Annotated in this window: 26 protein-coding genes and 1 pseudogene; 11 read left to right on the top strand and 16 right to left on the bottom strand. The window is 65.6% G+C overall.

Annotation, left to right across the window (positions count from 1 at the left end; genetic code table 11):
• The first annotated feature begins 62 nt into the window (after positions 1 to 62).
• Positions 63 to 557 (top strand): SRPBCC family protein, encoded by a 495-nt coding sequence (locus AC1C2T_RS16505; RefSeq protein ID WP_495360015.1) that lies wholly within the window; start codon positions 63 to 65, stop codon positions 555 to 557.
• 819 nt (positions 558 to 1376) lie between these two features.
• On the opposite strand, the gene AC1C2T_RS16500 is transcribed toward AC1C2T_RS16505, so the two are convergent.
• The 3 genes from AC1C2T_RS16500 to AC1C2T_RS16490 form a co-directional block, all read right to left on the bottom strand.
• Positions 1377 to 1859, bottom strand: coding sequence for a hypothetical protein (locus AC1C2T_RS16500; RefSeq protein ID WP_495360014.1), 483 nt, complete (start codon positions 1857 to 1859; stop codon positions 1377 to 1379).
• Positions 1856 to 2170: a PadR family transcriptional regulator gene (locus tag AC1C2T_RS16495; RefSeq protein ID WP_495386015.1), complete on the bottom strand. Its 315-nt coding sequence runs from the start codon at positions 2168 to 2170 to the stop codon at positions 1856 to 1858. The genes AC1C2T_RS16500 and AC1C2T_RS16495 overlap by 4 nt, the downstream gene beginning before the upstream one ends.
• Positions 2171 to 2556: 386 nt before the next feature.
• Positions 2557 to 2907: a hypothetical protein gene (locus AC1C2T_RS16490; RefSeq protein ID WP_495360012.1), complete on the bottom strand. Its 351-nt coding sequence runs from the start codon at positions 2905 to 2907 to the stop codon at positions 2557 to 2559.
• A gap of 158 nt (positions 2908 to 3065) precedes the next feature.
• On the opposite strand from AC1C2T_RS16490, the gene AC1C2T_RS16485 reads away from it, so the two are divergent.
• Genes AC1C2T_RS16485 through AC1C2T_RS16475 form a run of 3 tightly spaced genes read left to right on the top strand, consistent with a single transcriptional unit; the run spans position 3066 to position 4362 of the window.
• Entirely contained in the window at positions 3066 to 3662 is a 597-nt protein-coding gene (locus AC1C2T_RS16485; protein ID WP_495360011.1) for a hypothetical protein, read from the top strand.
• The gene (locus AC1C2T_RS16480) at positions 3659 to 4189 is read left to right on the top strand and encodes an RNA polymerase sigma factor (RefSeq protein ID WP_495386014.1); all 531 of its coding nucleotides are present in this window, start codon (positions 3659 to 3661) and stop codon (positions 4187 to 4189) included. The genes AC1C2T_RS16485 and AC1C2T_RS16480 overlap by 4 nt, the downstream gene beginning before the upstream one ends.
• Positions 4186 to 4362 carry a hypothetical protein gene (locus AC1C2T_RS16475; protein ID WP_495386013.1) on the top strand — a complete coding sequence of 59 codons (177 nt, stop codon included), beginning with the start codon at positions 4186 to 4188 and terminating at the stop codon, positions 4360 to 4362. The genes AC1C2T_RS16480 and AC1C2T_RS16475 overlap by 4 nt, the downstream gene beginning before the upstream one ends.
• A gap of 293 nt (positions 4363 to 4655) precedes the next feature.
• Here the strand turns inward: AC1C2T_RS16475 and AC1C2T_RS16470 are convergent, their stop codons facing one another.
• From AC1C2T_RS16470 to AC1C2T_RS16455, 4 genes and pseudogenes are all read right to left on the bottom strand, one after another.
• The gene (locus tag AC1C2T_RS16470) at positions 4656 to 5390 is read right to left on the bottom strand and encodes a phosphotransferase (RefSeq protein ID WP_495386012.1); all 735 of its coding nucleotides are present in this window, start codon (positions 5388 to 5390) and stop codon (positions 4656 to 4658) included.
• 169 nt (positions 5391 to 5559) lie between these two features.
• Positions 5560 to 5769 (bottom strand): hypothetical protein, encoded by a 210-nt coding sequence (locus AC1C2T_RS16465; protein ID WP_495360007.1) that lies wholly within the window; start codon positions 5767 to 5769, stop codon positions 5560 to 5562.
• Positions 5770 to 5980: 211 nt separating this feature from the next.
• Entirely contained in the window at positions 5981 to 7474 is a 1494-nt protein-coding gene (locus AC1C2T_RS16460; protein WP_495386011.1) for a hypothetical protein, read from the bottom strand.
• Positions 7471 to 8052 (bottom strand): annotated as a pseudogene (locus AC1C2T_RS16455) (ABC transporter ATP-binding protein); the annotation flags it as partial. The pseudogene AC1C2T_RS16455 and the gene AC1C2T_RS16460, both read right to left, overlap by 4 nt.
• A gap of 222 nt (positions 8053 to 8274) precedes the next feature.
• Between AC1C2T_RS16455 and AC1C2T_RS16450 the strand changes: the two are divergent.
• On the top strand, positions 8275 to 9438 hold the full coding sequence (locus tag AC1C2T_RS16450; RefSeq protein WP_495386010.1) for an epoxide hydrolase family protein: 1164 nt from the start codon (positions 8275 to 8277) through the stop codon (positions 9436 to 9438).
• A gap of 21 nt (positions 9439 to 9459) precedes the next feature.
• Here AC1C2T_RS16450 and AC1C2T_RS16445 read toward each other — a convergent pair whose 3' ends face one another.
• Both AC1C2T_RS16445 and AC1C2T_RS16440 read right to left on the bottom strand, forming a co-directional pair.
• On the bottom strand, positions 9460 to 9870 hold the full coding sequence (locus AC1C2T_RS16445; protein WP_495360004.1) for a VOC family protein: 411 nt from the start codon (positions 9868 to 9870) through the stop codon (positions 9460 to 9462).
• Between the two features lie 5 nt (positions 9871 to 9875).
• Positions 9876 to 10628, bottom strand: coding sequence for a M23 family metallopeptidase (locus AC1C2T_RS16440; RefSeq protein ID WP_495360003.1), 753 nt, complete (start codon positions 10626 to 10628; stop codon positions 9876 to 9878).
• A gap of 124 nt (positions 10629 to 10752) precedes the next feature.
• On the opposite strand from AC1C2T_RS16440, the gene AC1C2T_RS16435 reads away from it, so the two are divergent.
• Together AC1C2T_RS16435 and AC1C2T_RS16430 are read left to right on the top strand one after the other, a co-directional pair.
• On the top strand, positions 10753 to 12003 hold the full coding sequence (locus AC1C2T_RS16435) for an amidohydrolase (RefSeq protein ID WP_495386009.1): 1251 nt from the start codon (positions 10753 to 10755) through the stop codon (positions 12001 to 12003).
• Positions 12004 to 12354: 351 nt separating this feature from the next.
• Entirely contained in the window at positions 12355 to 12963 is a 609-nt protein-coding gene (locus tag AC1C2T_RS16430) for an HdeD family acid-resistance protein (RefSeq protein WP_495360001.1), read from the top strand.
• A gap of 91 nt (positions 12964 to 13054) precedes the next feature.
• Here AC1C2T_RS16430 and AC1C2T_RS16425 read toward each other — a convergent pair whose 3' ends face one another.
• Positions 13055 to 13828: an SDR family oxidoreductase gene (locus AC1C2T_RS16425; RefSeq protein ID WP_495386008.1), complete on the bottom strand. Its 774-nt coding sequence runs from the start codon at positions 13826 to 13828 to the stop codon at positions 13055 to 13057.
• Positions 13829 to 13965: 137 nt separating this feature from the next.
• Between AC1C2T_RS16425 and AC1C2T_RS16420 the strand changes: the two genes are divergently transcribed.
• The 4 genes from AC1C2T_RS16420 to AC1C2T_RS16405 all read left to right on the top strand — a co-directional run bounded on the left by AC1C2T_RS16420 (position 13966) and on the right by AC1C2T_RS16405 (position 16596).
• Complete coding sequence (locus tag AC1C2T_RS16420; protein WP_495359999.1) at positions 13966 to 14439, top strand: NfeD family protein; 474 nt, start codon at positions 13966 to 13968, stop codon at positions 14437 to 14439.
• Positions 14440 to 15381 carry an SPFH domain-containing protein gene (locus AC1C2T_RS16415; protein WP_495359998.1) on the top strand — a complete coding sequence of 314 codons (942 nt, stop codon included), beginning with the start codon at positions 14440 to 14442 and terminating at the stop codon, positions 15379 to 15381.
• A gap of 9 nt (positions 15382 to 15390) precedes the next feature.
• Positions 15391 to 16146, top strand: a complete 756-nt coding sequence (locus tag AC1C2T_RS16410) for a glycerophosphodiester phosphodiesterase family protein (RefSeq protein ID WP_495386007.1) — start codon at positions 15391 to 15393, stop codon at positions 16144 to 16146.
• 84 nt (positions 16147 to 16230) lie between these two features.
• Complete coding sequence (locus AC1C2T_RS16405; RefSeq protein ID WP_495359996.1) at positions 16231 to 16596, top strand: RNA polymerase-binding protein RbpA; 366 nt, start codon at positions 16231 to 16233, stop codon at positions 16594 to 16596.
• On the opposite strand, the gene lnt is transcribed toward AC1C2T_RS16405, so the two are convergent.
• The 6 genes from lnt to AC1C2T_RS16375 are packed head-to-tail and all read right to left on the bottom strand — an operon-like array spanning position 16593 to position 23776.
• On the bottom strand, positions 16593 to 18155 hold the full coding sequence (gene lnt / locus AC1C2T_RS16400; RefSeq protein ID WP_495386006.1) for an apolipoprotein N-acyltransferase: 1563 nt from the start codon (positions 18153 to 18155) through the stop codon (positions 16593 to 16595). The two genes, AC1C2T_RS16405 and lnt, sit on opposite strands and share 4 nt — an antisense overlap.
• Positions 18156 to 18185: 30 nt before the next feature.
• Positions 18186 to 20615 (bottom strand): DEAD/DEAH box helicase, encoded by a 2430-nt coding sequence (locus AC1C2T_RS16395; RefSeq protein ID WP_495359994.1) that lies wholly within the window; start codon positions 20613 to 20615, stop codon positions 18186 to 18188.
• 12 nt (positions 20616 to 20627) lie between these two features.
• A complete protein-coding gene (gene tatC / locus AC1C2T_RS16390; protein WP_495359993.1) occupies positions 20628 to 21440 on the bottom strand; it encodes a twin-arginine translocase subunit TatC in 813 nt (270 codons plus the stop codon).
• Between the two features lie 5 nt (positions 21441 to 21445).
• Positions 21446 to 21658 (bottom strand): twin-arginine translocase TatA/TatE family subunit, encoded by a 213-nt coding sequence (gene tatA, locus AC1C2T_RS16385; RefSeq protein ID WP_495353999.1) that lies wholly within the window; start codon positions 21656 to 21658, stop codon positions 21446 to 21448.
• Positions 21659 to 21695: 37 nt separating this feature from the next.
• Complete coding sequence (locus AC1C2T_RS16380) at positions 21696 to 22715, bottom strand: helix-turn-helix transcriptional regulator (RefSeq protein ID WP_495386005.1); 1020 nt, start codon at positions 22713 to 22715, stop codon at positions 21696 to 21698.
• Positions 22715 to 23776, bottom strand: a complete 1062-nt coding sequence (locus AC1C2T_RS16375) for a helix-turn-helix transcriptional regulator (RefSeq protein ID WP_495386004.1) — start codon at positions 23774 to 23776, stop codon at positions 22715 to 22717. The genes AC1C2T_RS16380 and AC1C2T_RS16375 overlap by 1 nt, the downstream gene beginning before the upstream one ends.
• Between the last annotated feature and the right edge of the window lie 33 nt (positions 23777 to 23809).

Raw genomic sequence — 23809 nt, 5'->3', positions numbered from 1 at the left:
TACGCTTCGATCATCGAAGTGAAACATATGCCGCGGCGGCGGCCTGCAGCGGAGGAGCCACGATGAACGACACGACCCAGCACGAGACGCACGATCTCGTCGTGAACCGCGACATCCCCGCCCCCATCGAGGCGGCCTGGAAGTCGTGGACCGAACCCGACCGCGTGCTTCGCTGGTGGGGCCCGAACGGCTTCACCTGCACGGTCGCCGAGCTCGACGTGCGCGTCGGCGGCACGTCCCTTGTGTGCATGAGCGCCCCCGACTGGGGGTTCCGGGCGCTGTACAGCACCTGGGCGTACACGCTCGTCGACGCACCGCACCGCCTCGAGTTCATCCACAACATCGCCGACGAGCACGGCGCCGCGATCGACCCCGCGACCATCGGGGCCGCGGGCATCCCGCGCGACGTGCGGCACGTCATCACGTTCGAGTCGATCGGCGACGACGCGACTCGACTCACCGTCACCGAACTCGGCTACATCGACCCCGAGCAGCTCGCGCTCTCGAAGAAGGGCCTCGAGGAGTCCCTCGACAAGCTCGTCGCGATCTACGTGTGAGCCCAGCCGCCCCGGACGTCCCCGCATCCCCGAGGCCGCGCGCACCGCGCTGCCTCGCTCCTCGACTTGCGCCTCCGCCCGTCGTACGGTTGAGGCATGGACTGCGCCGTCGCGGTGATCGCCGAATGGATGCCGCTGCAGCGGTGATTCGGCGGCAAGGGTCACGCGCCATAGCTCCGCCTCGTGGGCGCGTTCGAGCGGTCGACCGTCGAAGAGCGCACCTGGTTCCCCATAGCGGGGGAGCCCGTAGTCGACCCAGCCGCCAATTACGTCGGCGGCCCACTGCCATACGGTGAGCACTGCTCTAACCTTCTTGGCGGACACGCGATGTGCCTTGCCCCAACGGACGCGAACTACGCCGTAGTCGCCGAGGTAGGGCGCACGGCTGTTGCGAGAGAAGTCGACCGTTTGGAGGTGGCGCATCTCGTTGGTGCTCAGACCCCAGCCGTACAAGGTCTTCAACGCGACGGCATCGCGCCATGCGCTCAGCGCGCCACGCCGGCCGGAGTCCAGAATCCTGGCTACTTCGAGGTCAGCGAGGTCGAAGAGTTGCTGCACCTCGCGTTGCGTGAAGGGGCGTTTCTGGCCGTCCGGTGTTCTGCTGTGAGTGCGTGACGCGGTTATGGGGGAGTTGGGAAGCGTTACCTGATTCTTCCCTATTTGCACATCTCGCCTATTTGCACATCTCGCAAATAGTGTGAGTTTTATCGGTGAGAAGCAATATTCGATCTGTCGATATTGAGGCCCGCCATGCCCCGCGTCGCTGCGGGTAGTCAGCGTTCGGAACGCGCGGCAGAGTTCTAAGGCGTCGGCCTCTCATCAGCTGGCTGGCGTGGACCGACGCGCTCTCGCCGCGATGAGCACGAGACTTGCTATTCCAGCGGCGATCGCCGCAGCCGCAACCCCGATCATGACAGGAACCAATTCCAACTCCAGACCGCCGTTGGGCAGGCGAAAGCCGAGATCGCTTCCGGTGACCGAAAAGTGAGTCAGCGCAATATTGAGAAGGCCAAGGGCTCCCAGCGTCCATGTGGTCGCAATGATGGTGAGCAGAAATGTTCTCATGCGTGGAGAGATTTGCATCGGGCGTTCCTTTCCTGGTGGAGTGTCGGCTTCACTGAGTTGCCGGCCGTTCTGCAGCGAGACGGCGATGCGCGCTGCGCCTAGGGCAACCTGGGTGGGCTTGATCCCGAGTTCTTCGCAATCTCGGAGGTCTGCGAGGAGTGCTTCTCGCCAGATTTCGCGGTGTTCTGGGCTGATCAGAGCGCTGCTCGCCGTCACGATCATCCGGGAGATGTTCATGCCAGTCTCGGCTCTATCGGCGCGGGGTGATCTTGTTGCCGTCTGAAGCCCGCTGTGACGCGCTGAGCCTCGACGCGGCCACGAGACGTGAGTTGATACAAGCGACGTCGGGGACCAGTCCGTCCGACGTCGGACTCCCAAGATGCGTCGAGCCATCCACCTTGCTCGAGGCGATTGAGTATCGGGTAGATACTGGCGGGAGCGCGGCCGGTGTGTTTCGCGATCCGCAAGCCCCAAGTGGGTCCCTCCTCGTCGAGGAGAACCTCAAGCACCTCGACCGTTGGAACAGTCACGCGAGTAATTGGCCCCATGTCGGTTAAGCTACCTATGCAAAATAAGCTTGTCAACGATGCCAGAGGCGGAATCTGACCAGCCACACGGCCGCCACGCACCCGTCACTGCATTCTCGCCGGATGATCAACGGGCGTCAGGCCGCGCTCAGGACTCGAGCAACATGGCGCCGGTGAACAATGCCGACCTGAACATCGGAACTCGCGCCAACTCCAGCGCCATGCGCGGAAACTTGCTGATCAGACGCGGCATTCGTCGGCATTACGCAACCGGACCGATGGGGAAGTGGATAGGAATCCGAATCGTGAATCTTTTGCAATAATGCCTCTTCTGATGGTGAAGTCCCTTAACCGTTTTTCCACAACGCTCGATCCAGGCGCACGGCCATATCGGCGAAGCGGCGGTTTCAGCCGATTCTTTGGAGCAGCATGTCTGCTGCGGTGGAGAGAGACACGACCCAGTACTGAGTGACGATCACGGCGACCACGATGAGCACGGGCGTTGCTGTCTTGGTGCGGTTCACAAGGCTCACGACGACGAGCGTGAGCATCGTCGCGATCGCGATCGTCCCGCCGGCGACTTGCGAGAAAGCCATTCGAACGAAAGCCGCATCGTCGGGTGCCGACCAACTGTTGAAAGCGAACGCGAGCACCAGCGGTACTACGAGCACGCCTCCGACGGCCGCCCACACGTAGTAGCGGCGCCACGGTGTCGCAGTGGTCGACAGCGTGACCTTCTCAGCCTGCAGAGTGCTCATCCCCGCATGCTAGCGGCCGGAACGACCGCGATCGAGGAGTGATTGGCGGGGCATGTTTCTTTGCGCTCCGACGAAATGTTCTCCCGTCGAGGACATTTCACCCACCCGCGGACATGTATGAGTAGGGGACAGGATGGACGTGAGGACGGTTTTCACTGATGGATGATCAACAGCTCGATGAACAGCTCCGCGCGAGCGCGCCAGCTTTTGCCGAGCGCAGCCAAGAGCTCGTTGGGGCGATGGCCGCAATGAGTTCCGAGGGCCGGGCCTCACGCAAGCATCGCCGGCGCTGGTTCGGCACAGTCGGGTTGGTGGGAGCGCTCGTAATTGCAGGCGCGGGCACGAGCACGGCCATGGCATTGCCAGCCGTCAGGCAGTTCCTCGGCTGGGAAGTAGATCGCACGATCACTTACACGACTGAAGACGGTGGCAACTGCACGGTGCTGCTCGGCCTCGACTACCAGCAGTGGCGCATGGGCCAACCCAAGACGGAAGACGAGATGTATGCAGCAGCGATGAGCGCTGCCGACAGCGTTGACTTCTCACAGGCAGGGATCGACAAGATCGTCGCCGATGCGCGCGCGGAACTCGAGGTAGATGATCCATTCTCGATTCTCGCAAACGCGCCTGCCGAGTTCGAAGAGTATGCCGTCTCGGAAGCGATCATTGACGCCCTCGATGAAGCGTTCGCCTCGGAGGGGATCGTTCTGGCCGGCAGGCAGCTACGTGTGGCGTGTGAGCGGGGCAGCGCATGAGTCGTCGCCAGGGCCGTGACGATGCTCTCGAACGAATCATTGCGCAGAATCTCTCCGACCTGCTCGCCTACGCCGAGCGCCGCGTGGTGGACCGACCTGACGCGGCAGACGCCCTCGGCGACGCTCTCGAGATCGTCTGGCGGCGGAGCGCGCGCGTGCCTGCAGATCCGACCGCAGCGCGTATGTACCTCTTCGTGGTGCTCCGCAACGTCATTGCGAATGCCACGCGTTCGCGTCGACGGCAGTCGGCGGCGCTCGAACGTGTCCGAACCGAGCTTTCCGTGCAGCGAGCACCAGATCCCGATACTCGCCTCGATGTGGCGGACGCGATCGCGAAGCTCGCTCCACCGCAAGCGGAGCTCGTCCGCCTGATCCACTGGGATGGGTTCAGCATCGCCGAGGCCGCGACGGTTCTGGGCATCAATGCGTCAACAGCCAGGGGCAAGTACGCGAGGGCACGCGAAACCATGAAGCAGGCCCTCGTCGCTCCGGAAGAGGAACATCCACGAGAGGAGATCCGACGATGAGCGGATACCTGATTGCGCTGATCGCTTCGGGCGGTACGGCGATTGCTGTCGCAATGATCGCCGGGATCGTATTGGCGCGCTCGCGTCCGCGCCGCTCTAGGACCGGCAGCTCAGAAATCGACGTCGCGATCGAACAAGCGCAGGAGCAAATCGACAAGGGACGGATGTTCTGACGTCGTTCCAGCCTGCGCGCTCGAGTGCGCCAGATCCTGCACTTTCTGCAGAGAGGGGATTTCCAAACGGACATAATGTGCATTATCGGCTCTTGGTGAACGGTCGGGCAACCGGTTGCCTGCGCCACTCGAGAACCTTGCCGACGCCCCCCGCGATCTGGTCGCGGAACGCTCCTGCTCACCAGTGGAGGCCGCGCGTTGAGGGCGACAGGTTCAATGTGATTTCAGTGAGCAGGAGCCGCGTCTTCGATCGATCGACGTCCCGCCAGTCGAAAATGAAGCCCGAGCGGCTCTCAGCTGAGTTCTGCGGACGTCGATGGATTCATGTCAGCTGAGACAAGCTCGAGTACACGCTGAGTGGCATCCTGATACACAGTGAAGTCAGCTTGCGCCTGCTGGTTGAACCAATCGGTCGCGATACGGAAGATGAGCGCGCGCAAGACGTACTGCGCGAAGTGATCGGAAGGTTCGATCGTCTCGAGCAACGACAGAGGTGCTCCTTCACAGCAGACCGCGTCCACAGCAACGATCGCGATGGAGTACTTGACCGGCCGCCAGTACAGCGTCAGATCGATGACCGCGGGCGCCTTCGTCTCGTCGAATAGAACATTCCCGGTGAGATCGCCGTGGACGATGCCCGGAGGATCTGACACGAACTGGCGTGCTGCGAGCAGTTCGGCGAGAAACGGCGCGCCGTCGAGCTCGGGAAGGGCGCCCTCTCCCCAGGCGAGACGATCAGCACGGGCCCAGGCGTGAGTCCGTTCATCGAGAAAGGCGGGCCTGTCGACTCCTCGGTATCGATCCGTGAACACGCGAGCGACATTCGCGATCTCAGCCCACATGCCCGCTCGGTGCTCACCTTCGAGCACAGGGAACGCGGTCCATCCTTCGACGACCAACTCCCCCGCCCGGCTGATGATCGGCAGACTCTGCCGGATGATCCCTCCGTTCGCGTCGCCCGAAGCGTTCACACCGTGCTCGCGCAGCCAGTCGAGTTCTTCGGGCAGCACGTCGAGTGGTTTGAGCACAACGTCTCCGACCCGCCACGCAGTTCCTCTGCCTCCCATCAATCGAACAATCGGTCCGGTGGCGCCAAACGCCTCGAGTACGTGTGTTGGCGGGCGCATTCCGCGATCCTATCCAACGCACTCCAAGCATCAGCAGAGCCGCCGGGCGTTCAGTCCGTTTCGGCGTGCCCTATGCGGGATGAGCGAAGAAGCTCCCGAACACCGGCCAGATGTAGAGCAGCACACCGACGGCGAGAACTGCGACGCCAGACCAAAGCACCCACCGACTGACGCTCGCCGGTGCCGAGTTGACGTAGTTGTCCAGGACCCACCCCACACAGCTCCACAGAGCGCCGATCCCTAGGACAACGATCGCCGCCGGGACGAGGATGTGATTCATGGCCTCATCCTGGTAACAACCGCGCCGTCATCAGGCTCGCCGCCCGCGAACATGTCTCGGTCGCTTTGCCAGAGGCAGAGCTGCCGGCCAGAGCTGCGGCTGCCGCCTCAGGGTGCGCATTGCGGATGAATCGGCGTGCCACGTCGAGCGCTGCTTCATGAGCCTCGAACTCCACAGTTCCTCCTTGAGGTTGGTTGAGCATAGCCGGATGCTATGACCGGTGGCGCCAGCGGTTGATCCCGACTCCGATGAGGGTGGCGGCCACAGCGACGAGGAGAACGGGTGCCTCGAACACGAGCGCTACGGCGGTTCCTGCAAGTGCCGCGAGGAGCGGGCCGTCCAGGGCCCATGTCAATTGGACGACCGCGCTGAGATCACCCATCGGTGTCGGGATCGGGGTGAGCAGGACCGGCGGGAACGGGCCCTTCAACGCGTTGCCGACGCGGGCGATCAGGCCGAGCAATCCGAGAACGAGTGAGGTGATGATCGGCACGCCGGGTGCGATTCCGGCGACGATCGAGCACGCGAAGACCACCGCGAGCAGCACGATGACAGTCACGGTGAGCGGAAGGAGCATGTGGTTTGCGAGCAGATGCAGGTCGCTGATCCCGTAGAGGGGGAAGTCTGACGCGACACTCGCGGCGTGCCGGATTCCGTCGGTGAGTGGGCCGAGCCCGGCGAAGAGGATCAGGCCGGCGGCCGCGCCGAGAAGCCAGCCCGGTGCGGCCGGCGCGAATGCAAGCGTGAGAAGCACTCCAGCACTCGCGAGGGCGATCATGCCGACGACGAGTCGACCCGGCGTGCGGGTGACCCCGATCGCATCACGGATCAGGAAGATCATCGGCAGTCGATGCATCGGTCGGACAGCGCGGATGCGCCGACCGATGTGCGGTCTTCCCCGGTAGATCGTCGCGGCTGCGCTGAAGTCCATGACCGTCGCGTGGCTCGTCGCGGAGCTCCAGCGCGCGGCTTGCTCTGCCAGCGCCGCCGACTCGAGCCGGTTCATCAGGCCAGGAACTGCGGCGACGAGAGCGACGACGAGAGCGGTCAGAGCGAAGAGACTGTCTGACGAGCCGCTCCCTGGATAGGCGAGCCCGACCCATCCCCATGGAGTGAACGGCTGCATGACCGGGACTGCACCCGTCGTCGCCCCGAGCATCAGAAGAACCAGAGCGACGGGCACAGCAGCGCGCGGGAACGCTTGACCGGTGAGCCAGGCAACGGTGGTGATGACCCCGACGAGCGTGCCGAACGCGGTGAAGATCACGACGCTGATCGGGTCGGCCAGCCCGTGGCTCAACAAGCTGCCGCCGACCAGCCCGGCGACGATCGTCGTCAGCGCGGTCACGAGCGCCCCGGCACGCAGCAACGGGCCCCGAAACGTGTCAGACCGTGGCAGGTCGCTGGTGGCGAAGGCATAGGTCAGGAACGGGGCCAGCAATGCCGGGCCACGGTCCCGGCCGATCAGCAGCGCGCACGCCCACAGTGTCGCGACGACGAGCACCGTCACTCCGGATGCGGCAGGCGAGGCGAAGGCCGCGACCGCCTCGGGACTCGTCGCGCTCAGCCACACGGCACGGCCGACCGGGGCGACTGCGACCCCGGCGACCATGAGGATCGTGTAGATCACGAATGCGCGATCACCTGCTGTGCGGATGTTGCGCGCCCGCCAGATCCTGATGGCGACCCCGGCTCTCGCGCTCATGCAGCCGTATCCAGCAGTAGCGTGCGATCAGCCAGTTCGTGCGCGAGCACCGGGTTGTGCGTGGCGACCACGAGTGTCGCGCCGTCATCACGTCGAGCACGCAGGGTGCGGGTCACCGAAGCGACGTGCTCCGGGTCCAGCCGCTGCTCCGGTTCGTCGAGGATCAGAACCTCGAACGGCCTGGCCAGCACCAGCGCGAGGCCCGCCAACTGGGTCTGGCCCGATGACAACTCGTGTGGGAACCGCTCCCCCAGCGCGTCGAGCCCCAACTCTGCGAGGACGCTCTGCGCGACCTCAGTGGCCGCCGACGGATCGTCGACCCACGTGGTTGCGACCAGAGTGACGTGATCGACCACAGTGAGGTCAGGCGCCATCGGCGGTAGCCCGATCATTGCGGCGACGCGTCGACGGAAGCGACTGTCACGCTCGACCACCGCGGCACCGCCAACGCGCACGCTCCCGCTCGACGGCTTCAGTGCCCCGGCCAGCACTCGCAGCAACGTCGATTTTCCGGCCCCGTTCCTGCCACGCACGACCAGCGCTTCACCGCGCTGCGCCGTCACCGAGACGGGTGCCAGGAGCGTCACGTCGCCCGCGATGACGCCGACATCGTTCACTTCGATCATCCGACCATCCTCTCAGGGCGGAATTGATCAGTGGGCGACACCACACCGAGCGGCGCACCGGCGTCTCCAATCTGAATCGCGTCGTGCGAGCCGCAATCATCCTTCGGATCCGTGCCTGGTAGCAGTTCATTCTTTAGGACAGAAACAGTCCATAAGGCTCGATACGTTCATTCCATGAACTCCGAAAACACCGACATTCGTCCTTTCCGCATCGAGATCCCGCAGGCCGAACTCGATGCATTGAATGCTCGACTGGCAGGCGCCCGCTGGCCCGACGAACTTCCCGGCGTCGGGTGGAGCTACGGCGTACCGGCCGACTACCTGCAGGGGTTGGCCGAGCACTGGCGCACCTCGTTCGACTGGCGCGCGCAGGAGGCGAAGCTCAACGAGTTCCCGCAGTTCACGACCACGATCGACGGGCAGAACATCCACTTCCTGCACGTGCGCTCCCCCGAGCCGAACGCGATGCCGCTGATCCTCACCCACGGCTGGCCGGGCTCGATCGTGGAGTTCATGCAGGTCATCGGGCCGCTCACCGACCCCCGCGCCCACGGCGGCGACCCGGCCGACGCGTTCCACATCGTCGCCCCGTCGATGCCGGGCTTCGGATTCTCCGGACCGACGCACGAGACCGGCTGGGACATGTCGCGAATCGCGCGCGCCTGGGCGGAACTGATGAGCCGGCTCGGCTACGAGCAGTACGGCGCGCAGGGCACCGACACCGGCGCGGTGATCTCACCGATGCTCGGGGCCATCGACTCCGAGCATGTCGTGGGCGTCCACGTCAACGGCAGCCTCGGCTTCCCCAGCGGAGATCCGGCAGAGCTCGCCGGCATGAACGAGGCCGAGCTGGCCCGACTGGCCGACATGCAACGACAACTGCAGGAGGGCTCCGGCTACGCCGTGATCCAATCGACCCGCCCGCAGACCATCGGCTTCGGCCTCGCCGACTCCCCCGTCGGCCAACTCGCCTGGATCGTCGAGCGATTCAAGGAGTGGACCGACCCGGCGTTCGAACTTCCCGACGAAGCCGTCGATCGCGACCAGTTGCTCACCAACGTCAGCGTGTACTGGTTCACCAACACCGCAACCTCCGCCGCACGACTCTACAAAGAAGGCCAGGCGAGCTGGGGCAACCAGACGCAACGCTCAGAAGTACCCTCGGGGGTCGCAGTGTTCCCCGGCGACGTCGGAATCCGTTCCATCGCCGAACGCGACCACAACGTCGTGCACTGGTCCGAGTTCGAGCACGGCGGCCACTTCCCAGCCATGGAAGTCCCCGAGCTGCTGGTCGGCGACGTGCGTACGTTCTTCCGCGCTCTCCGGTGGGCCTCTTGACACGCGGTGACCGCTGAGCGTCTATCGAAGCTCTTGAATTCGGATGAGGTTGCCCGCGGGATCCCGAACGGCGCAGTCGCGAACTCCGTAGGTCTGCTCAGTCGGCTCCTGGACGATCTCTGCGTTTCCGGCCATCAGTCGTGCGAATGCATCATCGAGATCGGGCGTGGCGAGGAGGATGCCGGCATACGTTCCCTTGGCCATCATCTCGACGATGAGACTGCGCTCGTCGTCGGTGACTCCCGGGTCGGCCGCGGGCGGCTCCAACACGATCGACGTGCCGGGCTGATCGGCCGGGCCGACTGTGATCCAGCGCATTCCGTCGTACCGGATGTCGCTGCGGACCTCGAAACCGAGGATGTCGCGGTAGAAGACCAACGAGGCGTCGGGGTCATCGTGCGGAAGGAAGCTCGAGTGGATGGTGATGTCCATGACCGTCACGATAGTTGTCGATCAGGCCCGCCGCTTCTCGGATCCTGCCCGATCCGCGCTGCTTCGACGATCGACCGTTCACCTGGTATGCCGACTTCCCGAATCAGTGGCCGATGCACCCCACGTGGCCACTCTCGATAGTTCCGAAACGACATCGGAATGCCCCGGGCGACGGAGAAGTCATCGCTGTCCATCACTTGCATGTGCAGATGGGGCTCGGTCGAGTTTCCGGAGTTTCCGCATTCGGCGATCGGTTGTCCGGCCGTCACCGCATCGCCGACCGCGACACGCATCGAACCGCTTCGCAGATGAGCAAGGGCCACGAACACACCACCTTCGGGCAGCGCGATGGTCAGCGAGTTCCCCGCGATCGCATGCACCCCTTCCCGGAGGCGGCCGGCCTGACCCAGCATGTACGGCAGCAGCGCCAACTGCGACCGCCGCCCGACGTGATCGATCTCGCCATCGTGCACGCCGACGACGACCCCGTCGGCCGGTGCCAGGATCGGCTGCCCGAAGGCGAAGAATCGTTCTGCCGGTTCGGTCGCGAAGAACGTGCGCCAGTCACGGTGCTCCCCCGTGCGTCGGCGATGATCGACCGCGACGAAGTCGATGGCGTAGCGCTCGCCGAAGAGATCCACGCCGTGACTCGGCACCCGCCGCGCAGGACTGTTCTGCGCCATCCAGGTACCAGTGAAGGGCAGCGAGAGCACCGTCTCCAGCGTCATCGAACCCCGCGCTGCCGACTCATCCGTCATGTCGCAAGCCTAGTCAGCGCCATCGCCACTACCCGAGCCCGACGTCACAGGTCTAGCGGCCGTCGAGTAAACCTCATATCCTGCAGGCAGGGAAGTCGCTGAACGTTCAGGGGGAACGACGCTCATGGGTACAACTGCGCACGACAACATCAACATCGATCCGGCACTGGCCGATCTCTACAAGGACATCCACAGCCATCCGGAGCTCGGTTTCCAAGAGCATCGCACCGCCGACATGGTGGCGAAGCGGTTGACGTCTCTCGGGTTCGAGGTCACGACCGGTATCGGCAAGACCGGGGTCGCCGGGGTGTTGAAGAACGGTGCGGGGCCCACGGCGCTGCTGCGCGCGGACATGGACGCGCTGCCGGTCAAGGAGGACACCGGCCTCGACTATGCCAGCACGGTGACGGCGACTGACGAGCACGGCAAGGTCGTTCCCGTGGCGCACGCCTGCGGGCACGACCTGCACACGACCTGCCTGCTCGGTGCAGCCGAGATCCTCTCGTCCGACACCTCCAGCTGGGCCGGCACGCTGGTGCTCGTCTTCCAGCCAGCAGAAGAACTCGGCGCCGGCGCACAGGCCATGGTCGACGACGGACTCTACGAGAAGGTCCCGAAGCCCGACATCGTGCTCGGTCAGCACGTGGCCCCACTACCGGCCGGCAAGATCGCCGGACACGCGGGCGCTTCGTATGCCAGCTCGGATTCGTTGCTCGTACGCCTGATCGGCAAAGGAGCGCACGGATCGAGGCCAGAGAACTCGATCGACCCGGTGGTGATGGCGGCCTCGACCATACTGCGGCTCCAGACCATCGTGTCGCGAGAGGTTCCGAGCACCGATGTCGCGGTCGTCACGGTCGGCTCGATCCACTCAGGGGATGCTGCAAACGTCATCCCCGGCGAGGCCGAACTGCAGCTGAACATCCGCACCCTCGACACGAAAGTGCGCCAGCACATCCTCGATAGCGTCGACCGCATCGTCAAAGGCGAAGCCACGACCGCCGGCGCTCCTGACCAGCCGACGATCACCGAGATCGAGCGGTTCCCGGTCGTGGTGAATGACGCGGCCGCGCTCGGCAAGACACTCCAGGCGTTCGCGGCGTGGCTCGGACCGGACAAGATCCTCGACCCGGGCGCAGGAGCCGGAAGCGAGGATGTCGGCGTCCTCGCGACGAGCGCGAATGCACCGTTGTCGTACTGGCTCCTCGGCGGCACCGACCCGTCGCTGTTCACCACCGGAGACATGAACGACCCCGCGCTGCTCAAAGTTCCGTCCAACCACTCACCGCACTACGCACCGGTCATCGAACCGACCCTCACGATCGGAGTAACGGCGCTCGTCACCGCCGCGAGGACGTGGCTCCCGTCCCAGTGATGCGCCGGGGCATCCTGCACTCATCGCTCAGCAGCGTTTGTCGATTCCTGAGCCGTCAAGACGGCTCGTCGGTCGACCATCGGTGACGACTGAACGATCCGGTCAGGCGTGTCGCATCGGCGATGCATCAAACCTGGGAGAAAGCTGAGCACTTCCCGGCCTTCGTCGTCGCTCCCCCGGGGCTCGGGCACTTCCGTGACGTCACGTGCCCGGATGTCGTCGCTGGCGCGCCACCCACAGCACACCATCACGCCGAGACTTCCGACGACTCGCGGTTTCACATCCAACACTCAGCCGACAGAGGGCCATAGCCTGACCCTGCACAGCACCCGCCGCCAGAAAGGACAAATCATGTCTACGTCGCAGCCCAGTGGGGTCTTCGCGTCATTCTCGCTCGACGCTTCGTCACTCACGAAGTCGGCGATCAACACCATCCGCGCGACGCTCGGCATCAGCGGCGCCGTCGCGCTCATCTTCGGCCTGTTGATCACATTCTGGCCCGAGAGGTCCGCCGTGGTGATCACGGTGCTGTTCGGCATCTACTTCCTGATCGCCGGCATCGCCTACCTCGGCCTCGGCATCTTCTCGAAGGGCATCTCGGGCGGTGCTCGAGCGCTCGACATCATCCTCGGCTTGCTCTTCGTGATCGCCGGAATCATCGTGCTCACGAACCCGAGCGGGTCCGCCGTGTTCCTCGGCATCTTCCTCGGTATCCTCGTGGGCATCCTGTGGATCGTCGAAGGCGTCGTCGCACTCGCCCAGTCCAGTGACGCGGGTTCGAAGGGGTGGGCGATCTTCTTCGGCATCCTGAGCATCGTCGCCGGCATCGTGCTGTTGTTCTCGCCGTTGTGGGGCGCCGTCGTGCTCTTCATCGTCGCGGGCATCAGCCTGATCGTGCTCGGCATCGTGCAGATCGTGCGCGCATTCACCTTCGGACGCGGCGTCACGGCTGCGGCATAGCTCGAACGAACGAACGAACGAACGGCCGGCCGAAGCAGTTGCTTCGGCCGGCCGTTGGCCGTCTCAGGTGAGCGAGTTCGAGCGGATGCGCTCAGGCATCGCCTTCGCGAGCGAAGCCTGAAGTGTCGCCGACGTACCGGGTGTTCTCAGCGGGTACCGGGTCGACGGCGGCCGATGCGACCTCTGCGGCGAACTCCGCGACGTTGAAGAGCCGCCCTGCGTCTTGCTTGCGCGCTTCGATCGCGCCGGGGTTGGCCCGCTCGAGCAGCGTCGCCGTGATGGTGCCCTCGATCATGTCGCCGGAGACGACGACGAATTCGAACCCGGCCGCCTCGAGCTCCGGCAGCTTGGCGCGCAGCGCGTCTTCACCGGCACGCTTCGAGAGTGCGACCGCTTCGTACTCGGGCATGGTCGGCGTCGTGCGGATGAAGTGCGCCTGGTGGCTCGTGACGAACACGACGCGTGCACCGGGCGCGAGGTGCGGCAGTGCACCCTCGACCACATTGACCTGAGCGTCGCGGTTCAGTCGCATCGCGTAGTCCTCGCCCATGCCGGTCTCCATGCCGCCGGAGGCATTGAGCACGAGGATGTCGATCGGGCCGAGCTCCGCGACCGCACGATCGAACATCGAGGCGACGGATGCCGCATCGGTCAGGTCTGCCGCGATCGCGATCGCCGTGCCGCCTGCCCCCGAGATTTCGGCCACGACCTTCTCGGCACGGGGCGCCTTGCTGCGGTAATTCACGACGACGGATGCTCCGGCTGCAGCGAGGTACCGGGCTGTGTCGGCGCCGATTCCACGCGAGGAGCCAGTCACGAGGGCTACGCGGCCGTCGAGCGAACCGGGGGCGAGCGGGTTGGTCACAGTGGTACTCCTCGAGGCTGAACGGACTTGGTCCGCGGCGGAACAGGCGAACCGAGACTATCAACTCCGCCGGCTGATCCCCGTGGGGTGATGCGCACTGATAGTTTCGGTACAGGCCGCGTGCGAAGGAGAACGAATTGGATGTCCTGACCCAATACGCGTGGATCGTCTGGCTGGTGTTGATCCTGGCGTTCGCGACCATCGAGGTCTTCACTCTGGAGATGACGTTCCTGATGCTCGCGCTCGGCAGCGTTGCCGGGCTCCTCTCCGGGCTCTTCGGCATTCCGTGGTGGGCGCAGTTCATCATCGCGGCACTCGTCGCGATCGCGCTGATCCTGTCACTGCGGCCCTCCTTGCTCCGAATGCTGCGCCGCGGCGGCGACCCGGCGCGGAGCAACATCGACGCGCTCATCGGCGCCGACGGTCAGGTCGTGCGCACGGTGACCGCAGCGGGTGGGCAGGTGCGCCTGCGGAACGGTGATGTCTGGACGGCACGATTGTCGCCCATCACCGAACAGTCGGATGTCGCGGTCGGCGAGCGAGTGCTCGTCACGGGTATTGACGGGGCGACGGCCGTCGTCGTCCCGATTGAGAGGAGCACTGGAGTTTAGATGGATATTTCCAGCATCGTCGTGACGGTCATCGTCATTGCGATCGTCATCTTCGTCATCGTCGTCTTGGCGAAGTCGATCCGCATCATTCCGCAGGCGTACTCCGGCGTGGTCGAGCGGCTGGGGCGGTACCACAAGACGCTCAGCCCGGGCTTGAACGTCCTCGTGCCGTTCATCGATCGGCTTCGCCCGCTGGTCGACATGCGCGAGACGGTCGTCTCCTTCCCGCCGCAGCCGGTCATTACCGAAGACAACCTCGTCGTCTCCATCGACACGGTCGTCTACTTCCAGGTGACCGACGCGCGAGCAGCGACCTACGAGATCGCCAACTACCTCGGTGCGGTCGAGCAGCTCACGACCACGACCCTTCGAAACGTCGTCGGCGGGCTGAACCTCGAAGAGGCGCTCACATCGCGCGACAACATCAACGGCCAACTCCGCATCGTGCTCGATGAGGCGACCGGCAAATGGGGCATTCGCGTGGGTCGCGTCGAGCTGAAGGCGATCGACCCGCCTCACTCCATCCAGGATTCGATGGAGAAGCAGATGCGCGCCGAGCGTGACCGTCGCGCGCTCATCCTCACCGCCGAGGGCACCAAGCAGTCCGCGATCCTCACCGCCGAGGGTGCTCGTCAGGCCGCGATCCTCTCAGCGGAGGGTGATGCGAAGGCCGCGGTGCTCCGCGCTCAGGGCGAGGCCGAAGCGATCCTCACGGTCTTCGACGCCATCCACAAGGGCGACCCTGACCCGAAGCTCCTCGCCTACCAGTACCTGCAGACACTCCCCCAGATCGCACAGGGCGAGTCGAACAAGCTCTGGATTGTGCCGAGCGAACTCACCGAGGCGCTGAAGGGCATCGGCAAGGCGTTCGTGCCCACCGCCCCGACTGGGCCGGCCGGTTCGACTCCGGATGCCTCAGGGGCCACCGGTCAGCGTTTCTGACGCCGGTCCGTGGTCTCCGCGTACTACGAGCCGTCGAGGCCGCGTGTGCTCGCGCACCGCGGCCTCGCGCTCGACGCCCCCGAGAACACGCTGCTCGCCTTCGCGAAGGCGGTCGCGATCGGCTGCGAGTACATCGAGACCGACGTGCACCTGACGCACGACGGCGCCGCTGTGGTGGCGCACGACCCGAACCTCGAGCGTCTCGCCGGTCGCCGGGTCGAGGTCGCGAAGCTCACAATGCCCGAGTTGCGACGCATCGATCTCGGCCACGCCCAGGGCTTCTGCTCGCTCGAGGAAGCGCTCGATGCATTCCCCGACACGCGGTTCAACATCGATGTGAAAGTCGAGGGTGCAGTCGCACCAGCAGTCGAAGCAGTCCGCCGGCTTCGGGCGGCACCGCGCGTTCTGCTCACGAGCTTCTCTGAACCGCGCCGTCGACGGCTCGCCGCTCAGGTGCCCGAAGCGGTCACCTCGGCGGGCGCAGCAGGCGTCATCCGCGCTCGTCTCGCCTCGCTCTCGGGTTCGACGAAGATCCTCACCCGATCTCTCCGAGGTGCCCGAGCGCTGCAGGTGCCCGAGCGCGCCGGCCCACTGCGACTCGTGACCGAACGGTTCGTGGCGGCCGTGCACCGCGCTGGCGCCGAGGTGCACGTGTGGACCGTCAACGAGGCGCCCGACATGCAACGATTGCTCGATCTCGGCGTCGACGGTCTGGTGACCGATCGCGCAGACATCGCATTGCCGCTCATCGCCGCTCGAAACTGAGAATTCCCCGCTAAACATCAGCCTGCGGAAAGGGAACGCCCAGCTTGATCGTTTAGACATGTAGACGAGCGAAAGGAGTACGCCATGGCGGACAGGAGCCTACGGGGAATGCGCATCGGCGCACAGAGCCTGCAGAGTGAAGACGGCGTGGTGTTCGCTGACCGGGCCGAATACGCCTATCGCTGCGAGACGTGCGGTCGCGAGACCGTGATGACGTTCTCCACCGAGGCCGAGTTGCCCGAGTCGTGGGAGTGCAAGCACTGCGGAGCATCCGCAACGCTGCTCGTGGATTCGAAGCCGGTCGAGATCGACCGCTCGGGCGAGAAGGTCGCACGCACCCACTGGGACATGCTGCTCGAGCGCCGCACTCGTGCCGAGCTCGAGGAACTGCTCGAAGATCGTCTCAATTACCTGCGCGCCCGCCGCGGCCAGCAGAAGATCGGCGCCTAAGCCGCACTCGTTTCACTGGTCTCATCGTCGCCGTCACGAGATCGACGGCGAGCGATGAGGCCCGAGGCGATGAGTGCCGCCAGCGATCCGATCGTGATCACGAGCGGAACGCTCCCACCGAGAACCACTGACGGGGTGAGCCCGTCGCGAAGTTCGACGTCGGTGACCATGGCGCCGGGCTGGTCGGCCGGGAGCGAGTCGATCGTACGACCCGTCGGGTCGATCACCTGACTCGTGCCGACGGTCGAGATGTTCACAACCGACCGGCCCGTCTCGATCGCGCGGAGTCGTGCGATGGCAAGCTGCTGCTCGTTCTCGTCGGTGCCGCGGAAATCCGCGTTGTTCGTCTGGAGCATGTAGAGCTGCGCGCCGTCGCGCGCGCCCTCCCAGATCACTTCGTCGTAGATGACGTCGAAGCAGATCGCGAGCCCCGTGACCGCCTCGCCGAGGTCGAACACGGGCGCGTTCGTGCCGGGAGTGTAGCCGCGCTGGATGAGCCCCGTGAGATCGCCGGCGATCGCGTCGAAGAACCAGCGGTCGGGGATGTACTCGCCGAACGGTACGGGGTTGCGCTTGTCGAATTGATCGACGGCGCCCTCGTCGGCGCGCCAGAGCAGCGATGAGTTGAAGTAGAGCTCGTCGCTCGTCGTCACCGTGTTCAGCACGATCGGCGCATCGAGACGTTCGGAGAGCCCATCGAAGATGCGTGCAACGGACTCACTTCGAGTCGGGTCGATGTCGGAGCCGCCCTCGGGCCAGAGCAGCACGTCGATGCCCGGTTCATCGAGGATCGGCTCGGTCGCTGCGAGCTGTGCCGCCAAGACGTCGCCGGGCTCACGCTCGTCGAAGTATCCCGCGGGCCCGTTGCCCTGCACGCTCGCCACCCGGATCTCGCCGGCAGGCGTCGTCGGCCAAGCCGGCACGAGTACCGCGACGGCGACGAGGCTCACCGTCGGCACCGCGAAGCTCAGGCGGCGCCAGCCCGCCAGCCGGACCCATTCGATGACGCCCGACACGAGAGCGACCATGAGGAATCCGAGCCCGGTCGAGCCCACCCATGACACGACTTGGGCGAACGGGCTCTCCGACTGACTGAGGGCGGCGCGACCCCACGGGAATCCGCCGTAGGGGACGCTCCCGGTCGCCGCTTCGCGCACGCACCAGAGACCGGCCACGAGCAACGGCAGCGCGATGAGCCTCACCCATGGCGAGGTACTCACGCGTGGCATCCATCGGTACGCGAGCGTGATCAGCACGCCGCCCCCCGCGACGAAGAGCGACTCGAGCACCGAGAGCGCGAGCCAGGGCACAGGACCGAGATAGAGCGCCGTCCACGACACCTGCAACAGGTAGAACGTGATCCCGAACGCGAAGCCGACGAGGGCGGCGCCCCAGGCGGATCGACCGATCAGGCCGATCAGGCCGAGCCCGATGCCGAGGAAGGCGGCCGGCCAGATGCTCGCGCCCGGAAAACCGAGATCGTAGGCGAACCCACCCGCGATCGCGGCGAGCACCGCACCCCAGAGCGGCAGCAGGGGGCGAACGGCGTTCTCGGGCACCAGCTCAGCCTAAGCGACGACGAAGGCTGTTCAGGCGACGGTGCCGTACGCCACGACGCCCCGGCGCACGGCGTCGATGGCCGCCCGCGCGGTGGCGCCGAGTTCGGCATCGGCGACGATCGAGACCTGGTCGAGCAGGTCCACCACCTGCTTCGTGAGACGCACGAAATCACCCGCGGCGAGCTCGGTGTCGCCGAGCACGGTTCCGAGCCCGGTGCCTCGCGCCCACGAGTGCATCGCCGAGGCGAGCGCAGGTGACGGAACCTCGCTGCCGGGAAGCCGATGCTCGCGCTCCAGGTCGTCGAGCACACTCCACGTGTCGGTGGTGCGTTCGAACGCCTCACGGAAGCGCCCGCGCGGCAGCCGATACTCGACACCGCTGTCGTCACGCCGCGGCTCGTAGACGAGGGCCGCGGCCATCGCGGCCAGCCCTGCTTCGTCGAGACCATCCCAGAGACCGCGCCTCAGGCACTCTGCCACGAGCAGGTCGCGCTCACCGTAGATGCGCTTCAGGATGCGCCCGGATGAGGTGGAGACGAGCGCGCCGTCGCTGTCGCGCTCGAGATATCCGAGCGACTCGAGCACTTCGGTGACCCGGTCGAAACGCTTCGCGACCTGACCCGTGCGGGTGCGGATCTGGCGTGAGAGCTGCTCGTGCTCCTGCTTCAGCCGCCACCAGCGCTCCGCCCATCGAGCGTGCGACTCGCGCTCGGCGCAGCCGTGGCACGGGTGCGCGCGCATCGCCTTGCGGGCGGATACGAGCTCACGCTGCATCCGCTCGCGTTGCCCGTGCGTCGGATTGCCCTTCGACGTCTGCCGTTCGATCTCGCCGATGCGACGGCGAAGTGCCGCGTACTCGCCGAAGTCACCGAGGTGACAGGTCATCGCCTGCTCGAAGCCCGCCATCGACTCCTCTTGCTTGCGCAGGGTGCGAGCGAGATCGACGACGGCGCGGTCGGCCTGGAACTGTGCGAACGAGAGCTCGAGAATCTGTCTGGTGCGTTCGCGACCGAACTGGTCGATCAGGTTCACGGCCATGTTATAGGTCGGCCGGAAGCTGGAGTTGAGCGGGTAGCTGCGACGCGATGCCAACGAGGCGACCGCTTCCGGGTCGAGACCGTCGACCCACTGGATGACGGAGTGCCCCTCGACGTCGATGCCCCGCCGGCCGGCGCGCCCCGTCAGCTGGGTGTACTCCCCCGGCGTGATCGGCACGCGAGCCTCGCCGTTGAACTTCTCGAGCTTCTCGAGCACCACCGAACGCGCCGGCATGTTGACGCCGAGGGCGAGCGTCTCGGTGGCAAAGACGATCTTCAGCAGCTTCAGCTGGAAGAGCTCTTCGACGATCTCCTTGAACGCGGGCAGCATTCCGGCATGGTGGGCGCCGACGCCGCGTTCGAGACCCTCGAGCCACTCCCAGTACCCGAGCACAGCGAGGTCTTCGTCACGCAGCACGCGCGCCCGCGATTCGACGATCTGCCTGATCTCGGCGCGCTCAGCCGAGTCGGTGAGACGGATGCCGCTGCGCAGCACTTGCCGAACGGCCTGGTCGCACCCGGCACGCGAGAAGATGAATGCGATCGCCGGCAGCAGGTTTTTGCCCTGCAGGAGGGCGACGACCGCCGCACGGTCGGCACGGCCGTTGCCACGCGCTTCGCGATGGTAGCGACCGCGGTCGCCGCCGCGCTGCCCTCGTGTCGACCGGCTGGAGATCGAGCGTCCGCCGGCTCGAGCGAGCTGCTTCAGCTCGGGGTTCACCCGGTGGGCCGCCGCCTGACCCGAGGAGTCGAAGAGGTCGAGCAGCTTCGCCTTCACGAGCACGTGCTGCTCGAGCGGCACCGGACGCTCTTCGGAGACGATGACGTCGGTGTCTCCGCGCACGGCCTGCAACCAGTCGCCGAACTCCTCCGCGTTGGAGACGGTGGCCGACAGTGAGACGAGGCGTACTGCCTCGGGCAGGTGGATGATGACCTCTTCCCACACTGCACCGCGGAACCGGTCGGCGAGGTAGTGCACCTCGTCCATCACGACGTACGCGAGCCGGTCCAGCAGCGGAGAGTCGGCGTAGAGCATGTTGCGCAGCACCTCGGTCGTCATGACGACGATGCGCGCTCCGGAGTTGATGTTCGTGTCACCCGTGAGCAGACCTACGGACTCGGCACCCCAGGCCTCGACGAACTCCTGGTACTTCTGGTTCGAGAGCGCCTTGATCGGAGTCGTGTAGAAGACCTTTTCGCCGGACTCCTGCATCGCGAGGAACACTGCGAACTCGGCCACCACCGTCTTGCCTGCGCCAGTGGGGGCAGCGACGAGCACGCTTCGGCCCTCGTCGAGCGCGCCGCACGAGGCGAGCTGGAATGGATCGAGATCGAAGCGGAGACCCGCGACGAACTCGGCGAGACGGGGCTGGCGGTGCTGCTGGCGAGACTGCGCGTAACGCTCGGCCGGCGAGGGGCTCATCACCCCTTCAGCCTAGACAGCTGCGCCGAATTCGGCCTCGTTGCGGCGCGCGACACGGCGATCGTGCAGATGCGCGATGAACCATGCAGCGAAGTAGAGCACGATCATCGGGATCGCGAGCATGAACATCGACACGACATCGGCCGACGGCGTCGCGATGGCCGTGAACAGCACGATCACGAGAATCGCCACCCGCCACGATTTGATGATCGCCGCCGCGCTGATGACGCCGGCGAAGTTGAGCAGTACGACGAAGACCGGCACGACGAAGGCGATACCGATCGCGACGACGAGTTTCAGCACGAAGTCGATGTACTCCTTGGCGGTGAGTAGCGACAGCGAGCCTTCGGGAACGAATCCGGTCATGAGCTTCACGATGTTCGGCAGCACGAACCAACCGGCGGCGCAACCTGCGAAGAACAGCGGAATCGCGGTCACGAAGAAGACGAGTGTGAAGCGCCGCTCCCGCGTGTTGAGTCCCGGCACGAGGAAGGCGAAGACCTGATAGAGCCAGACCGGACTCGAGAGCACGATGCCGACGGTGAATGCGATCTGCAGATAGAGATCGAACCCACTCGAAATCGTCGGAAAGACGAGGGATGTCTCATTCGATCGCGCCTCGGCGACGCGCTCGACCGGTTCTTGGAGCGCGTTCCAGATGAACAGATTCGTGAGCCACCAGCCGATGCCGGCGCCGACGACGATCGCGATCGCCGAGATGAAGAGGCGCTTGCGGAGTTCGATCAGGTGCTGACCGAGCGACATCCGCTTCTCGGGGCTCTTCTTCTCGCGGCTCTTCTCGCCGCGATCATCCACCGCGGTCACCGGAGTCAGGACTTCTTGCCGGAATCCGGCTCTTCGGTCTTCGTCGTCTCGTCGCTCGGTGCCTCGCCGTCAACCTTGTCGGAGCGGACTTCGGTCTTCAAGATCTTCATCGACTGGCCGAGGCTGCGAGCGAGCGCCGGGAGCTTGGGGGCTCCGAAGAGCAACAGGATGACCACGAGGATGATCAGCGCGTGCCAACCGGTGAATCCTTGCCACATGGGGGTTCGTCCGTTCGTCGGTGAGGGTGACGACAGTCTACCTGTCGTGAGCGTTCGTCGGTTGTGATCGCGCTTCGGATGCCTCCTGCTCGGCATAGCCCGCCAGGCCCGCCGTCACCCACTCGGCGACGACCGCGCGCGCCTCGGCCGGCTCGACGACCGTCACGAGCCCGGGAAGCCCGGCGACGAGGCGCTTCAGGCCGTGCACGTGCGCGAGTCGAAGCGTGACTCGCAGCCGCCCGTCGACTGCTTCGGTGCGGGAATCCGCGAGATAGTCGGCGAGGAGCGGCAGGGTCTCGGGCGCCACATCTACGACGACGTCGAGATCGGACTCGGAACTCTGGAAGAGCGTGTCGGGAACGACACGATCGGAATGATCGCCGATCGGCGCATCGGAGACGAGGAGGTCGCTCATGCGGTCGACGCGGAAATTGCGCACGTCTTCGCGCGTGTGGCAGTACGCCTGCAGGTACCAATCGGCGTCTTGGGAGAGGATCCGCAGTGGATCGACACGCCGTCGGCCGGCGACGCCGAGAGCGTTGCGATAGTCGAACTCGAGCTGCCGACCGCCGGTCACCGCCGCCCGGATGAGCGCCAGCGAGGCATCCGCTTCGGATTCGGCGACGGCAAGGCGGCTGGGCGCCGCTGATGCGCCGGCGGTGAGCTTGGCCATGAGCGACGCGAGCGATGCCCGCCCGGCGTTTTCGGGCGATGCCGACAGGTACTGGAGCCCCGCGATGAGGGCGGCCGCCTCACGAGCCGAGAGCCTCGGCGCATCATCGATCGCGACGTGGTGCACGATGACGATGACGTCTTCGTCTTCGAAGGAGTCCCAGTCGATGTCGAAGAGATCGTTCGGCTGGTAGGTGCCGGTCTCGCCGGGCAGGCCAGAAGTGGCGATGAGGCGCACCGCGAGCCGGATCTCCTCTTCGGACATGCCGAAGTGCACCGCAGCGTCGGCGACGTCGACGACCCGCTGCTCGAGCAGGTACGGCACGAACGAGAGCAGGAAGACGAGCTTGTCGGGTGCCTTCAGCGGCTTTGATCGCTTCGCCATCAACGCTCCTCCCCCGCTGCTGCGCCCTGCTCGATCGGATCGTGAAGCGCGGTGGCACGGTGAGCGGCGGCAACCGTCGCGAGCCGGTCGCGCACCGCGACGCGCAACGACTCGGGCGAGAGCACCCGAACCTCGGGCCCGTAGGCCGCGAGCTCGTCGGCGAACACCGCCGCATCGGTGTAGTGCAGACGGATGACCCCGGCGTCTTCGTCGCCTTCGATGGCCCGCTTGCCGAGCCGCACCTCGGCATCACTGCCGGCCGAGACCGCGAGGTCGGCGACGTTGCGCAGGTGCAGTTCTTGCAGCTCGGCGATGATGCGGTCTTGGATGCCGAGCGGCGGTGCCTCGAAGCTCGAACCCGGTACGGGCGTCACCTCGCCGATGATGCGCGAGAGCAGGAAGGTGCGCACGTCGCCGGCCGAGCGATCATGCGCGTGCAGGTGCCACCGGCCGTCGTGCAGCACTACGGCGTACGGATCGACGGTGCGCAGTCGCGGCTCGGCCTCACCGGGCTTGAAGTAGCGGAACTGCACCGCGTGGCGGCGGTCGAGTGCCTGCCGCAACGGCTCGAACGCGGTGTCGCGCACGCGGAGCCGGGGTGCGTAGCCGATCACCGGCTCGCGCGGCTCGATGCCGAGAGAGCGCAGCTTCGTGAGCGCGCGCTGCGAATCGGCTGACAAGGATGCCTCACGCCAGACCTCGGCGGCAAGGCCGAGCAGTGCGAGTTCGTCAGGAGTGAACCTGACCTCATCTGGCAGGTTGTACTGCCCCTTCGGGATGCGGTAGCGCAGCGCCTGGTTGTCACCGGGGCGATCGGGCGACTCGACGGTCTCGAGCGGAATGCCGAGTTCGCGGATGTCGTCTTTGTCGCGCTCGAACTGGCGCTCGAGGTTCGCATTCTGACCGCCGGAATCGAAGCGATCGGCATAGCCGCGAACGGTCGAGAGGATCTCTGACTTCAGGAGGCCCGTCTCGGTTGCGAGCAGCGCGAGAACAAGACTGAAGAGGCGATCCTCGACGGGAATCCGCGACTCGCCTCTTGCCTCTCCGCCGCTTGCCACAGGTGCGATCTTACTGAACCGTGGCGATAGCGA

The organism is Agromyces sp. Y558, assembly GCF_059445415.1.
Note: the sequence above shows the minus strand (reverse complement) of the source record. Positions and strands in the feature narration are given on the sequence as shown.